At 65.6% G+C, this 13,276-nt stretch carries 13 protein-coding genes; 4 read left to right on the plus strand and 9 right to left on the minus strand.

Going from position 1 to position 13,276, the window contains the following annotated elements:
- Positions 1-32: 32 nt before the first annotated feature.
- Together AC4D2W_RS11135 and AC4D2W_RS11140 are read right to left on the minus strand one after the other, a co-directional pair.
- Positions 33-740 carry a hypothetical protein gene (locus AC4D2W_RS11135; RefSeq protein ID WP_490926973.1) on the minus strand — a complete coding sequence of 236 codons (708 nt, stop codon included), beginning with the start codon at positions 738-740 and terminating at the stop codon, positions 33-35.
- A complete protein-coding gene (locus AC4D2W_RS11140; protein WP_490926974.1) occupies positions 737-1,174 on the minus strand; it encodes a hypothetical protein in 438 nt (145 codons plus the stop codon). The genes AC4D2W_RS11135 and AC4D2W_RS11140 overlap by 4 nt, the downstream gene beginning before the upstream one ends.
- 198 nt (positions 1,175-1,372) lie before the next feature.
- Between AC4D2W_RS11140 and AC4D2W_RS11145 the strand changes: the two genes are divergently transcribed.
- The gene (locus AC4D2W_RS11145) at positions 1,373-2,335 is read left to right on the plus strand and encodes an L-lactate dehydrogenase (protein WP_490926975.1); all 963 of its coding nucleotides are present in this window, start codon (positions 1,373-1,375) and stop codon (positions 2,333-2,335) included.
- Positions 2,336-2,384: 49 nt separating this feature from the next.
- Here the strand turns inward: AC4D2W_RS11145 and putP are convergent, their stop codons facing one another.
- The 3 genes from putP to AC4D2W_RS11160 form a co-directional block, all read right to left on the minus strand.
- Positions 2,385-3,896 carry a sodium/proline symporter PutP gene (gene putP, locus AC4D2W_RS11150; RefSeq protein ID WP_490926976.1) on the minus strand — a complete coding sequence of 504 codons (1,512 nt, stop codon included), beginning with the start codon at positions 3,894-3,896 and terminating at the stop codon, positions 2,385-2,387.
- Positions 3,897-4,071: 175 nt separating this feature from the next.
- Positions 4,072-5,460, minus strand: coding sequence for an aspartate aminotransferase family protein (locus AC4D2W_RS11155; protein ID WP_490926977.1), 1,389 nt, complete (start codon positions 5,458-5,460; stop codon positions 4,072-4,074).
- Positions 5,461-5,689: 229 nt separating this feature from the next.
- The gene (locus tag AC4D2W_RS11160; RefSeq protein WP_490926978.1) at positions 5,690-6,004 is read right to left on the minus strand and encodes a DUF3253 domain-containing protein; all 315 of its coding nucleotides are present in this window, start codon (positions 6,002-6,004) and stop codon (positions 5,690-5,692) included.
- A 224-nt stretch (positions 6,005-6,228) separates the two neighbouring features.
- Between AC4D2W_RS11160 and AC4D2W_RS11165 the strand changes: the two genes are divergently transcribed.
- From AC4D2W_RS11165 to AC4D2W_RS11175, 3 genes are all read left to right on the plus strand, one after another.
- Positions 6,229-7,218: an LLM class flavin-dependent oxidoreductase gene (locus AC4D2W_RS11165; RefSeq protein ID WP_490926979.1), complete on the plus strand. Its 990-nt coding sequence runs from the start codon at positions 6,229-6,231 to the stop codon at positions 7,216-7,218.
- Between the two features lie 25 nt (positions 7,219-7,243).
- Entirely contained in the window at positions 7,244-7,711 is a 468-nt protein-coding gene (locus AC4D2W_RS11170) for an acyl-CoA thioesterase (protein ID WP_400927133.1), read from the plus strand.
- 137 nt (positions 7,712-7,848) lie between these two features.
- On the plus strand, positions 7,849-9,138 hold the full coding sequence (locus AC4D2W_RS11175; RefSeq protein ID WP_490926980.1) for a TetR family transcriptional regulator: 1,290 nt from the start codon (positions 7,849-7,851) through the stop codon (positions 9,136-9,138).
- Here the strand turns inward: AC4D2W_RS11175 and AC4D2W_RS11180 are convergent.
- The 4 genes from AC4D2W_RS11180 to AC4D2W_RS11195 are packed head-to-tail and all read right to left on the minus strand — an operon-like array spanning position 9,135 to position 13,168.
- Positions 9,135-10,337: a flavin reductase gene (locus AC4D2W_RS11180; protein WP_490926981.1), complete on the minus strand. Its 1,203-nt coding sequence runs from the start codon at positions 10,335-10,337 to the stop codon at positions 9,135-9,137. The two genes, AC4D2W_RS11175 and AC4D2W_RS11180, sit on opposite strands and share 4 nt — an antisense overlap.
- A 31-nt stretch (positions 10,338-10,368) precedes the next feature.
- Entirely contained in the window at positions 10,369-11,376 is a 1,008-nt protein-coding gene (gene dmpG, locus AC4D2W_RS11185) for a 4-hydroxy-2-oxovalerate aldolase (RefSeq protein ID WP_490926982.1), read from the minus strand.
- Positions 11,377-11,378: 2 nt separating this feature from the next.
- Positions 11,379-12,353 (minus strand): acetaldehyde dehydrogenase (acetylating), encoded by a 975-nt coding sequence (locus AC4D2W_RS11190; RefSeq protein WP_490926983.1) that lies wholly within the window; start codon positions 12,351-12,353, stop codon positions 11,379-11,381.
- On the minus strand, positions 12,353-13,168 hold the full coding sequence (locus AC4D2W_RS11195) for a 2-keto-4-pentenoate hydratase (RefSeq protein ID WP_490926984.1): 816 nt from the start codon (positions 13,166-13,168) through the stop codon (positions 12,353-12,355). The genes AC4D2W_RS11190 and AC4D2W_RS11195 overlap by 1 nt, the downstream gene beginning before the upstream one ends.
- Positions 13,169-13,276 lie beyond the last annotated feature (108 nt).

Genomic DNA, 13,276 nt, shown 5'->3' on the forward strand with positions numbered 1-13,276 from the left:
GGGGAGCAGCAGCTTCTATTCGGGGAGATCGGTTAGGCAGCCGGCACCGCTGTGCCGCCGCCGGCGGTGCGCCGGCGCTGCCAAAAGGTCCAGGCCAGCCACGCGCCCCACACGAGAAGCAGCGCCACGGCTCCCATGATGAAAGTGGAGATATCCAGTGGTCCGGTCCGGCCCGCGATGATCAGGAATCCCCACCAGGAAACGGCGGCCACAGCCAGCAGGTTCACGGCCGGCGCCAGGGCTGCCGCTCCGCTGCGGGTCCGGACGGCTGTCACCACCACGTCAACTGCCATCAGGACGGTCACGGCGGTCACCGTACCGGTGGCGAAGGCCACCACCTCCGGGGAGACGTCGCGGTTGGCGAACCACAGGATCAGGATCATCACCGCGGCTGCCAGTGCCAGCGCCTGCACGACGGCGGCAAGCAGGTTCAGTCCCAGCAGACGCCGATCAGCATCCCGGCGCTTGCCCGGGATGTTGGACCAGGCCTCGCGCCGGAACCACGCCGATGCGAGGTTGGCAAAAAGCAGGGTTGATCCGGCCGCGATGAACGGCGTCACGAAGTTGTTGCTCAGCACCCACATGAGGGCGGCGACGGCCGCGAATACCTGCGGTGACCCGATGATGCCCAGCAGCCACGAAACCAGGAAAGGCCGGCGGGCGGCTGCCAGATCCAACGGGTGGACCAGATACTGGTCATTGGCGTCGGGAAGCTGGACGCGTTCATTGATCTGTTTCACGGAAACCTCCAGGGGACCGTGTCCAGGTGCGGGCCGCGCAGGCCGCCCCGGGCGATGTCATAGATTTTCTGCCGGGACACGCCCAGCTCTTCGGCAACCGTGACGGCGCTGAAGTCCTCCAGCAAATCCGCCGCGGCGAGTGATCGGATACCGGAAGCCCGGCGGCCCAGCTGGGCCGCCAGGGCCCCAACTTCTCCGGCGAGCAGTGCGGCGGCAAGCATGCCGCCAAAGGAGTCCGCCCAGCCGGGCGCTCCGGCCAGGGCTGCCGCATACAGCCGGTCCCCGCCGTCGGCCAGGACGGCTTGGACCTCCAGTGCGGACAACCCCGCGGCCTCGAAGCGGGCGGCAACGCCTGCCCGTTCTGCCGGAGGCCGGTGGGTCAGGACCCTGTCCCACGATGGTTTGGGGATGTCATCCCCGGGGTGACTGAACATGTTTCCGAGTGTGCGCGCGGTCCAAAGTCCTGTCTACCCCCTGGTGACAACTTTTTGAAACGGTCAGTTCCGGTTGGTGTGAGGGGGTAAGTTACCCGTCCTGGCCCGTTCCGTCAGTCCCGGCCCGTTCACAGGTTGCGGGCCCTCGCCTACGATGGGCTGAAAGCGGGATCCATCCTATGTGAGCGAGGCTCTGCCATGGCCAACATCACCACTCGACCGGTCACCAAACTGGGAATCGTGGGCGCGGGGAGCGTGGGAACATCCCTCGCCTACGCAGCCATCATCCGAGACGCCGCCCGCGAAATTGCCATCTACGACATTGATGCCGCCAGGGCCGAAGCGGAGGGACTGGATCTGGCCCACGGCACGCAGTTCACCGGTGCCAACACTGTGACCGGCGGCGGCCGGATTGAGGCGCTCGCGGGCTCGGACGTCATCGTTATCACCGCCGGTGCACGGCAGAAGCCCGGCCAGTCGCGGCTGGAACTGGCGGGGGTCAACGTAGGAATTATCCAAAACCTTATGACGCAGCTGATGGAGCAGGCGCCGGACGCGGTGTACGTGATCGTGACCAACCCCTGCGATGTCCTGACCGTGGCTGCCCAAAAGGCCTCGGGCCTGCCGTGGAACCGGGTCTTCTCCTCGGGCACCGTGCTGGATACGTCCCGGCTGCGGCTGCTGCTGGCGCGCGAAGCGCATGTGCTGATGACCAGCGTGCACGCCACCATCATTGGCGAGCACGGGGACTCGGAATTTCCGGTCTGGTCCAGCGCTTCCATTGGACCGGTACCGATCCGTGAATGGATGCTCAGCGGTCGGCAGGTGTTTACGCAGGAATACCTCGACGCCGTCACGCAAGATGTGGTGACCGCGGCGTACAAGGTGATCGAAGGAAAGGGTGCCACGAACTATGCGATCGGCCTGGCCGGCGTGCGGATTGTGGAGGCCATCATGCAGGCGGAAAATGCGGTGCTGCCGGTATCGGCGATCATGCACGGAGCCTACGGAATTGACGGTGTGGCCCTGTCCCTTCCGTCGATCGTGGGGATCAACGGCGTCTACCGGATGCTGGAGATGCCCTTGGACGACCTCGAAACACGGCACCTGCAGGCTTCCGCAGAGACGCTGCAGAACACCCTCACCAAACTTGGTGTGTAGCCGGTGAGGGTGTTCGGAACAGTGTGCCCGGCGGCCGGGCCGCGCGGACCTAGGCGCGGACGGGCACTGCCGGTTCGGCGCCGTCCTTGGAAATTCGCACGGCGTCGTCGAATTCGGCGTCGATCTCAGCTGAGGGCTTGAAAGTGAAACGGCTGACCAGCACGGTCAGGACCAGATTGACGAGGAAGCCCGGGATGATTTCATACACGTCGCCCAGGATGCCGGGCAGCTCGACGGTTCCCCAGACATAGGCGGTCACCGCACCGCCGATCATGCCGGCCAGTGCACCGGCTGTGCTGAGCCGGCGCCAGAAGAGCGCCAGGATGATGGTGGGGCCAAAGGCTGCACCGAAGCCCGCCCAGGCAAAACCGACCAGGTCCAGGATGCTCGCGTTGCGGTCCAGCGCAATCACGATGGAAACCACGGAGACCAGCAGCACGGCCAGCCGTCCCAGCATCACCATGGAACGCGGCGACGCGTTCCGCTTGAGCACAATCCGGTACAGGTCCTCCACCAGGGCCGAGGACGTGACGATCAGCTGTGAGGAAATAGTGCTCATGATCGCGGCCAGGACGGCCGCCAGGACAAAGCCCGCCACCAGCGGATGGAAGAAGATCTGCGAGAGCTCCAGGAACACGGCCTCGGGATCAGCCAGGGTGAGGTTGTTCTGCTGGAAGTACGCCGCCCCGATCAGGGCGGTCATCAGGGCGCCGATGACGGTCAGGAGCATCCAGCCCACGCCGATCCGGCGTCCGGCCACGGCGTCCCGGGGCGAGCGCAGAGCCATGAAGCGGACAATGATGTGCGGCTGCCCAAAGTAGCCCAGGCCCCAGGCCAGCGCGGAGACGATGCCGACGGCGGTGCCGCCGGCGATGGGGTCCAGCATGTCCGGGTTGATCTCGCGCAGCGAGCCGGTCATCCCGCCGAGGCCGCCCACCTGGGTCAGCCCGACCGCCGGAACGAGGATCAGGGCGGCGAGCATCATCAGGCCCTGGACGACGTCGGTGTAGCTGGCGGCGAGGAAGCCGCCGAAAAGGGTGTAGGCGATGGTCACGCCGGCCACGATCAGCATCCCGACCAGGTAGCTGGAGCCGAAGGAGCTTTCAAAGAAGACGCCGCCGGCCACCATGCCGGAGGAAACGTAGAAGGTGAAGAACACCAGGATGATGAGGCCCGAAACCACCCGCAGAACCCGGGAGCGGTCCTTGAGCCGGTTCTCCAGGAAGCTGGGGACCGTGATGGAGTTGTTGGAAACCTGGGTGTAGGAACGCAGGCGGGGCGCCACGAACTTCCAGTTCAGCCAGGCGCCGGCGGTAAGGCCGACGGCGATCCAGCCTTCCACCAGTCCGGAAACGTAGATGGCGCCCGGCAGGCCCATCAGCAGCCAGCCGGACATGTCCGATGCTCCGGCGCTGAGGGCGGCGACACCTGGCTTCAGGTCCCGGCCGGCCAGCATGTAGTCGTCAAGATCGGTGGTGCGCCGGTAGGCCCACCAGCCGATCGCGAGCATGGCGAGCATGTAAATCGCCATGGCGATTAACTTGTACGTCTGGTCAGTCATGGTTTTTTTAGCCGTTCACTCTGGTTACGTATCTCGGTCAGGGCCCGGAAGCCCGTCCAAGTATGCCAAGCGTCACAGTGAGCGGGAAATTGGCGTCCCTGCCCGGACCCGGACGGGCAAGGCAGGGCCGCAGGCCGGTCCGGATCATCCAGCCGGGATGATCCGGACGCGGCAGCTAGGCGCTGACGAAGCCGTCCGCGATGGCCAGCACCTCGTCCAGGATGTCCAGTCCCGCGCGGGCCTGGACATCGGTGATGTTCAGCGGCGGCACCACGTGGAGGCGGTTGAAGTTGGCGAAGGGCAGCAGTCCGCGGTCCTTGCACGCGGCAATCAGCGTGTTCATCTCCGGGCTGGAGCCGCCGTACGGGGCCAGCGGCTCCCGGGTTTCCCGGTCCTTGACGAGCTCGATGGCCCAGAAGACACCGGTTCCGCGGACCTCGCCGATGCTGGGGTGCCGTGCAGCGAGTTCCGCCAGCCCGGGTCCGAACACGTTTTCGCCGAGCCGGGCGGCATTCTCCACCATGCCTTCCTCGCGCATGGCGCCGATGGTCGCCACGGCTGCGGCGCAGGCCAGCGGGTGTCCGGAATAGGTCAGGCCGCCGGGGTAGGCGGTGTCGGCAAAGGTGGCGGCAATTTCATCGGAGATCGCCACGCCCCCCAGCGGCACGTAGCCGGAGTTAATGCCCTTGGCGAAGGTGATCAGGTCCGGAACCACGTCCCCGCCGTGTTCGACGGCGAACCACTTGCCGGAGCGGCCGAAGCCGGCCATGACCTCATCGGCAATGAACATGATGCCGTAGCGGCGGGTCAGTTCGCGGACCCCGGCGAGGTAGCCCGGCGGCGGGACCATGATTCCAGCGGTGCCGGGGATGGACTCCAGCACGACGGCGGCAAAGGACGCGGGTCCTTCCAGCTGGATGATGGATTCCAGGTGCTCCAGGGCCCGCCGGCATTCTTCCTGTTCCGTGCCGGCGTGGAACTGGGACCGGTAGAGGAACGGGGCGTGGAAATGCACGGTTCCGGCGGTGCCGTAGTCGTTGGGGATCCGGCGCGGGTCGCCGGTGACGTTGACCGCCAGCGCGGTGCCGCCGTGATAGGACCGGTAGGCGGAGAGGACCTTGTAGCGTCCAGTGTGCAGGCGGGCCATGCGGACGGCGTGTTCAATGGCGTCTGCGCCGCCGTTGGTGAAGAACACCGTGTCCAGGTTTCCCGGAGTCAGTTCGGAGACCAGCCGGGCTGCTTCGGACCGGGCGTCGTTGACGTACTGGGGTGCGACGGTGCAGAGTTTGGCGGCCTGTTCCTGGATGGCGGCCACCACCTTCGGGTGCTGGTGGCCGATGTTGGTGTTGACCAGCTGCGAGGAGAAATCCAGCAGCTTCCGCCCTTCGCCGTCCCACACATAGGAGCCTTCTGCGCGGGTGACGGTCATGGGAGTGATCTGCTTCTGCGCGGACCAGGAGTGGAAGACATGCTTGCGGTCCAGCTCATACGCGCGGCGGCCTGCGGCCAGTTCTTCGGGGGATACCGTGGCGTCCGTGGTGCCGGGTTCAGTGGCTGTGCTCATGGTGCTGTTCTCCTTTTGCCGGTCCGGGGTCTAAGCGTTATGTGGGAACCACTTTGCCACGGGGAAGGAAATGTGGGCCTCGGTGCGTGTGCGAGTCGCCGTCGCCGGACTGATAGCCAGGACGGTGCCGCAGGCTCCCATGGTCCAGACCGATATCGTTTATCGACAATATCGGTAGACGATAATCCGCGGCGGTCCTTTGCGGAAGGCATCGGGGCAAGGCCCTGGGTTACCGCCTGACACGGATACGGATGGGCCCCTTAACCTCGGCGAGGTCCACTACTTCACCATGCTGCGTGATTTCCACGGCGCCGCGTTCCACCAGCCGGGCGGCTGCCTGCCGGGCACCGTCCATTAACGGGCGCCAGTCGTCGGGGGCCACCGCCCGCGCCGCATCGGAGGGGCAGATGGTGGAGGTGTCAGCCCGCACCGCGAGCAGGGCCAGGATGGTTTCTTCCAGGCGCCGGCCGACGTCGTCCTGCCGGGCGCCCGCACCTGCGCCCGTATCCGTTCCCGTGCCGCCGTTCATGCCGCTGTTATCCATGCAGGCCATTGTGCCGCGGAAACCTGCGCCCCGGAACCAGCCGCGGGCCGGGTGCGGGACCGGGTGCTTATGACGCAGGAGTGACTCCTCCGTCCGCCGGCTCACCCTTTATCTGGCCGCGTCACAGCGGCAGCGTGAAATAACACAGGGTCCTTCGCCGTTGCACCTACCGTGCCCGGGTAAACAGCCACAGGGCGCAACGTGCAACGAAAGGCCGAAAACCCATGACTGTTCCGCTTTCGATCCTCGATCTGGCCATCATTGACGAGGGCGAAACCGCGCGCGATTCCTTCGCCTCCAGCCTCGCCCTGGCGCAGCACGCCGAAAAGCTGGGCTATCGGCGTATCTGGTACGCCGAGCACCACAACATGCCCACCATCGCCTCCTCGGCCACCAGTGTGCTCGTTGGCTACATCGCCGCGCACACTGAAACCATCCGGCTCGGAGCCGGGGGAGTCATGCTGCCCAATCACGCGCCGCTGACCATCGCCGAGCAGTTCGGCACCCTGGAGACACTCTTCCCTGGCCGGATCGACCTCGGACTGGGCCGCGCACCGGGCAGTGACCAGAAGACCATGCGCGCCCTGCGCCGTGATCCCATGTCCTCGGACAGCTTCCCGCAGGATGTGCAGGAGTTGCAGGGCTACCTGACCGGCCACACCCTCATTTCCGGCATCGACGCGACGCCGGGCAGGGGCACCAATGTGCCGCTGTACATCCTCGGCTCCTCCCTGTTCGGTGCGAAGCTCGCCGCCGCCCTCGGACTGCCGTACTCCTTCGCTTCGCACTTTGCGCCGCAGGCGCTTCAGGATGCCGTGGCCATCTACCGCCGGGACTTCCGTCCCTCCGAACAGCTGGCCGAGCCGTACGTTATTGCCGGCGTGAACGTCATCGCCGCGGACACCTCCGAAGAGGCCCGGCAGATGTTCGAGGACGGGCAGCGCCGGCGGGTTACCCAGCTCTTCGGCCGGGACCGCACGTTCACCCCCGAGGAAGCCGACCTCATCCTGGAGTCCCCGGGCGGACAGCAGGTCAAGCAGATGGGACGCTACTCGGCAGTGGGCACCCCCGCCGAGGTCCGCGAATACCTGGACTGGTTCGCCACCCATGCCGACGCCGATGAACTGATCGTTGCCACCCAGACTCCGACCCTTGAATCACGGCTGCACTCGTTCGAGCTGCTGGCCGGCGTGACGGAGCTTGCCGGGGCATAGCCCGGGCCTGTGCTAGAAACGAAGCATGATTGAAACTCCGCAGGTCATCCAGTGTTCCGTCGGCATGCGCTGGGGGGACATGGACGCCTACGGCCACGTGAATAACGTGGAGATCCTGCGAATTCTGGAAGAAGCACGGATCCACGCCTTCGGCCCGCCCGGCGGTACGGGCGGGCCGGGGCGGGAACCCGTCGTCGCACTCTTCAATAACGTGCCTGAAGGCACCCAGGCGCTGGTGGCCGAGCACCGCGTGAAGTATCTGTCTCCGCTCACCTACCGCAACATTCCCGCTGACATAGCCGTGTGGATCAGCGCGCTGAAGGCTGCCAGCCTGACAATTGCCTACGTCATCCGCGATCCGGTGACGGCGGAACCCTGCGCCAAGGCCGAAACAACACTGGCCTTTGTCGACGGCGGAACCGGCAGGCTGCTGCGGGTCTCCCCGGAACAAAAGCAGCTCATGGTCCCGTATCTGGGCCCGTCCGTCTTCTAACCGTTCTCCTGCCCAGCGGGACTGGCGGAGTCCGCCCGCGCCGTGTTGGCTAGGGTGGAGGCCAACAGGGGCGCACAGCGCTTCTGCAGAGATCAACAGGTGGGTTCGTGACGCAGCGCAAGACAGACCGAAAGAATATGCAGGGGGCTCAGACCCGTACGCGGATTCTTGAGGAAGCCATGCATTTGGCCGCCCGCCACGGATACGAGGGCACCAAGCTGTCCATGATCCGGAAGTCCACAGGTCTCTCGGCCAGCTCCATCTACTGGCACTTCTCTGACAAGGACCAGCTGTTCGCCGCCGCGCTGGAACGTGCCTTTGAGATGCAGTCGCAGTCCATTCCCAACTGGCTGGACTCGCCGCCGGGGCAGTCCCGGACAGCGGATTTGTACAGCAACATCCTGCAGTTTCCCCGGATTGACGACACCATGGCCTACTGGCGTTTCGGCCTCTCCATTTCCGTGGTCCGCCCCCAGATTGATTCGCCCGCACGGGCCCGATTCCTGCAGATCCGCCGCGAAAGCACGCAGTGGCTGGCGAAGTGGTGGGAACGCACCCTGCCCGGGAGCCTGGAGCAGAGAAGGGCGGCTGCGCTGCTGCTGGGGCGGCTGACCATTGCTATCCGGGACAGCGAATTCATCCAGCGGCACGGCACAAACGAGCTCGACGACGACCGCGTCACCTGGATGATTGCTGCGTGCCTGCATGCTGCAGCGGACCGGGCCGTCGAACTGGCCTCCGCCCGGCCCCTGGATGCAGACCGGCAGGCTCCTGCTCCCGCCCCGGCGGTCCAGGACGGCGAAGAGAGCACCCGGGATGTGTTCCTGCGGGCCGCCGAGGACACCATTGTGGAGTTCGGCTACGACGGCGTCACGGTGGCCCGGGTATGCGAAAAGGCAGCCCTGCCGGCCAGTTCGCTGTACTGGTCCTTCAAGGACAAAGACGAATTGATGGCCACAGTGGTGGACAACGCCTGCCGCGGGTGGGACAACGCAAAGCCCCAAATGCAGCCGCGCCCTTCCGACGGTGACTGGTCCGTTGTCCTCAAGGGACTGCTCCTGAATACGCTTGAGGGGTTTACGGCCCGGACCCGGATCCGCAGGTTGGGGCTGCTGCTGTTGCTGCGGACGGTTAGCGGTTCCGATGCCGGCACCCAGCGTCTGGAGCCCGTGCTGCAAAGCATGCAAAGCATGACCGATGAATGGTTCCGCAGCGTGCTGGCTCCGGAGCTGGAGCAGGAAGCACGCTTCCAGCTGGCCGCCTACCTGTCCGAATGCCTCTTCCGGATCCTGGACGGCCTGATGCTGAGCAGGCAGATTGATGAGGGGCCCTGGGATCCGGAGCTGCTGGCCGATCTGACGAGCACGGCACTGCACCGTGTTGCCGCCCTGATGCAGGACGGCAACACACCGGCGTTCAGCGCCTAGGCATCCACCTTCACCATGTCAGCGTCCGCGCCCACTTTCCGGGCCGCCCGCTGGAGCTCATCCGCCCAGCCTTGAATGGCGGCAGAATCCGCCTGCCGGGGAAGGTTGGCGATGCGCAGGACCAGGCGGACCTTGCCCTCTGAATCAAATACCGGCGCCAGCAGGGAGTCGACGTCGTACAGCCGGCCCTGTTCCAGGACCACCGGAGCGTAGCTGCTGGAGGTGCGGGAAATGATCTGCCGGATCTCGCGTTCCTGAGCCGGCGTATAAACCCCGGAGGAGTACTCGCGCAGGGCTTCATAGATTTGCTCGTCCTTGTACTCTCCGCGCATCGTCATGGACCAGCCGCGGCTGCGCACTGCTTCGAGGCGGCCGCGGTATTCCTCGGGGGTGCACTCGTCGCTGGGCAGGGCCCTGGACAGCCACCGGTCCACGGTGTCCGCATCCTCCCAGGCCAGGCACAGCTCACCCAGCGGAGGCATGAGCGGAATGCGTTCCCCGAGGCGATCTGCCGTCCCGGGACCCGTTCCGGCAACCGCAACGTTGACAACCATCTGATCGCTGATCACCGCCATGGCAGTGCACTCTGCGTCAAAGCGCTCCGCAAGCCGGTCCATTTCCTCCCGGCCCCGTTCGGCCAGCCGCACCCCGGTGATGAGGTCCGCTTCGAAGGGTGCGCTGAGTGAAAGCGGCGCAAACCGTCCGTAGCCGCCCTGGAAGAACAGCAGCGGAGCCACCGGACTGCACACCTGCAGTTCCTGGACGGCACCCAGCACAATCAGGTGATCGCCGGCGTCGCTGATGGACTCAAAGGTGCAGTCGATGTAGGCCACCACTGAATCCAGCACCGGGGCGCCGAGCGGGGACGGATGCCAGGAAACGCCGTCGAACTTGTTGGCAGTCCGCCCCGCAAACCGCCGGCATAGGTCTTCCTGGTCCGCCGCCAGCACATTGACGCAGAACGAGCCGGCCGTCCGCAGGCGCTTGAAGGTCTGCGAGGCGACGGTGGGAAGGAACGCCACCAGCGGCGGATCCAGGGACACCGAGGTGAAGGACCCCACGATCATGCCCACCGGCTCGCCGTCGTCCGCTATGCCGGTGATCAGGACCACCCCGGTGGGGAAGTGGCCCAGCACGTTGCGGAATACCAGCGGATCGCTGATCGCGGTGCGCTGTTCACCGTTACTGATTTCGCTCATCGTCTATGCCTTTCATCCGCCGTTTGTCCGGCTACTTACTGGCCAGCAGGTCCAGGGCCACGTCCACGATCATGTCTTCCTGGCCGCCGACCATGCGGCGCTTGCCCAGCTCCATCAGGATGTCCGTGGTGGGGATTCCGTACCGGCTGCTGGCCGTTTCGGCATGGCGCAGGAAGCTGGAGTAGACCCCGGCATAGCCGAGGGAGAGGGTTTCCCGGTCCACCCGGACCGGGCGGTCCTGGATCGGGCGGACCAAGTCATCGGCGGCATCCATCAGGGCCGGAAGGTTGCAGCCGTGATCCATTCCGAACTTGTCCGCAGCGGCAATGAAGGCCTCCAACGGAGCATTGCCTGCTCCGGCACCCATGCCGGCCAGCGAAGCATCCACCCGGTTGGCGCCGTGCTCCACGGCGGTCAGCGAGTTGGCGACGCTCAGCGACAGGTTCTCATGGGCATGGATGCCAATCTCCGTGGCGGGATCCAGCACCTGCCGGAATGCATCCACCCGCTCAGCCACACCCGGCATGGTCAGTGCGCCGCCGGAATCAACCACGTAGACGCAGGTGGCCCCGTAGCTTTCCATCAGCTTGGCCTGCTGCGCCAGCTCGGCTGCCGGACTCATGTGGGACATCATCAGGAAGCCCACGGTGTCCATGCCCAGTTCCCGCGCTGCGCCAATGTGCTGCGCTGAAACGTCCGCTTCGGTGCAGTGCGTTGCCACGCGGACCACCGAAGCGCCTGCACTGTGGGCGTCCTTGAGATGGTGGATGGTGGCGATGCCGGGCAGCGCCAGGGTGGCAACCTTCGCTTGCTTCACCACGCCGGCCACGGCGGAAATCCACTCGAGGTCGGTATGGGCGCCGAAGCCGTAAACACAGGAGGACCCGTTGATGCCGTCTCCGTGCGCCACCTCGATGGAGGCGACGCCGGCGTCGTCCAGGGCGGTGGCGATCGCCACTGCCTGGTCCACGGTGTACTGGTGCTTGATCGCATGCATGCCGTCACGAAGCGTGACGTCGGAAATGTAGAGCCTGCTCATGGTTATGCCTCCTGCATCGCCGCGGTGACGGGCTGTTCGGGGACCCCTGCGCGTTCTGCCCAGCGGTCGGCAACGGCCATGGCTGCGGAGGTCATGATGTCCAGGTTCCCTGCATAGGCAGGGAGGTAGTGCGCGGCGCCGGTCACTTCCAGCATCACCGTGACGCGGGTGCCTTCAAAGCGGCCGGTGCCTGGGATGTGAAGTGCGTTCTCCGGACCGAAGGTTTCAAACTGCACGTCCTGCTTGAGCTTGTAGCCGGGAACGTACTTCTGCACCTGCTCCGCCATGGACAGGACGGATGACTCGATGGCGGCGTGGTCCGGGGAGCCCTCCACCAGGGCGTACACCGTGTTGCGCATCAGCATCGGCGGTTCGGCTGGATTCATGATGATGATGGCTTTACCTGTCGCGGCGCCGCCCACCTCCACCAGTGCCCGGGAGGTGGTTTCGGTGAACTCGTCGATGTTCGCCCGGGTGCCGGGGCCTGCGGAGCGTGAGGCCACGGAGGACACGATCTCGGCGTAGCGTACCGGCGCCACCCGCGAGACGGCGGCCACCATGGGAACGGTGGCCTGCCCGCCGCAGGTGACCATGTTCAGGTTGGGTTCCTCAAGATGCTCCTCAAGGTTGACCACCGGCACGCAGTAGGGGCCAACGGAGGCCGGCGTCAGGTCCAGGACCCGGACGCCGGTGTCCTTGAGCAGCTCCCAGTTGCTCAGGTGCGCCGAGGCGCTGGTGGCATCAAACACCACCCTGATGTCCTTGAAGTTCGGGAGGTTGAGCAGGCCCTGAATGCCGTCGGAGGTGGTGGGGATGCCCATGCCCGCGGCCCTCCGAAGCCCGTCGGACTCCGGATCAATGCCAACCATGGCACCCATTTCCAGCCGTCCGGATCCGCGCAGCACCTTGATCATGAGATCCGTGCCGATGTTTCCGGAGCCGATGATTGCCACTGGCCAGCGTCTGTTGGATTCCACTATTTCTCCTCATGTGTGATGCGGACCTGTCCGAGTCCCTGAATGTGTGCAACTGCGTGGGAGCCCGGACCGAAATTCACCATGGGCCCAAGGGCTCCGGTCATCAGAATGTCGCCGGCGTGCAGGGGTCTTTCCAGTTCGGCCATGCGCCGAACCAGCCACAGTGCCGCCCGGTACGGATGGCCCAGGCACGCGGCGCCGGAGCCCACGGAGGCAACCGCTCCGTTGACTTCCATGACCATGCCGGCGGCCGCCAGATCCAGGGCCGCGGGGGATACGGGGCGTGTTCCGGTGACGATTTTTCCGCTGGAGGCGTTGTCCGCGATGGTGTCCAGAATGGAGATGTTCCAGTCCCGGATCCTGGAACCCACAATTTCGATGGCAGGCAGCAGATAATCCACGGCTGCGATGAGTTCGGGCAGGGTGGTGTCCGGTTCGGGCAGGTCCTTCTTCAGGACCAGCGCCACCTCGGCCTCCACCCGGGGCTGCAGAACGTCCCCGGCTCCCAGGGTTTCGCCGTCCGCGAGGCACATGTCAGCGAAGAGGACCCCGAAATCCGGCTGGTCAACACCCATTTGGGCTTGCACCGCCTTGGAGGTGAGGCCGATCTTGCGTCCGACGACGCGGCGGCCGGCGGCAATCCAGAGGTCTTCGTTGGCGCGCTGCACTGCATAGGCGGCAGCAATTCCGCCGTCTTCAAGTGCTTCCCGGATCGGGTCAACTGCGACGCCGTCGCGTTCGGCGCGGCGCAGGCGTGCGCCCAGTCCTGCAAGCGTCTCCGCGGAAGCGGGTGCTGTGGTGATAGGTGAAGCCATTAGTCCTCCCAAATGAGGCTTCAGTATTGCGCGGAGGCTGCAGGCCGGGCCGGGCAGTCCCGCAGAGCGGGATGGAACGGAGCGGCGGCCGCTATTGCCGCAGTCCTG

This window comes from Arthrobacter sp. TJ-58, assembly GCF_058269295.1.

Bases quoted from the DNA above. Each gene is read 5' to 3' on its own strand.
- AC4D2W_RS11140 (WP_490926974.1), bottom strand. From the start codon at position 1,174: ATGTTCAGTCACCCCGGGGATGACATCCCCAAACCATCGTGGGACAGG.
- AC4D2W_RS11165 (WP_490926979.1), top strand. From the start codon at position 6,229: ATGACTGTTCCGCTTTCGATCCTCGATCTGGCCATCATTGACGAGGGC.
- dmpG (WP_490926982.1), bottom strand. From the start codon at position 11,376: ATGAGCAGGCTCTACATTTCCGACGTCACGCTTCGTGACGGCATGCAT.
- AC4D2W_RS11160 (WP_490926978.1), bottom strand. From the start codon at position 6,004: ATGGATAACAGCGGCATGAACGGCGGCACGGGAACGGATACGGGCGCA.
- AC4D2W_RS11155 (WP_490926977.1), bottom strand. From the start codon at position 5,460: ATGAGCACAGCCACTGAACCCGGCACCACGGACGCCACGGTATCCCCC.
- AC4D2W_RS11195 (WP_490926984.1), bottom strand. From the start codon at position 13,168: ATGGCTTCACCTATCACCACAGCACCCGCTTCCGCGGAGACGCTTGCA.
- AC4D2W_RS11145 (WP_490926975.1), top strand. From the start codon at position 1,373: ATGGCCAACATCACCACTCGACCGGTCACCAAACTGGGAATCGTGGGC.
- AC4D2W_RS11170 (WP_400927133.1), top strand. From the start codon at position 7,244: ATGATTGAAACTCCGCAGGTCATCCAGTGTTCCGTCGGCATGCGCTGG.
- AC4D2W_RS11175 (WP_490926980.1), top strand. From the start codon at position 7,849: ATGCAGGGGGCTCAGACCCGTACGCGGATTCTTGAGGAAGCCATGCAT.
- AC4D2W_RS11180 (WP_490926981.1), bottom strand. From the start codon at position 10,337: ATGAGCGAAATCAGTAACGGTGAACAGCGCACCGCGATCAGCGATCCG.
- putP (WP_490926976.1), bottom strand. From the start codon at position 3,896: ATGACTGACCAGACGTACAAGTTAATCGCCATGGCGATTTACATGCTC.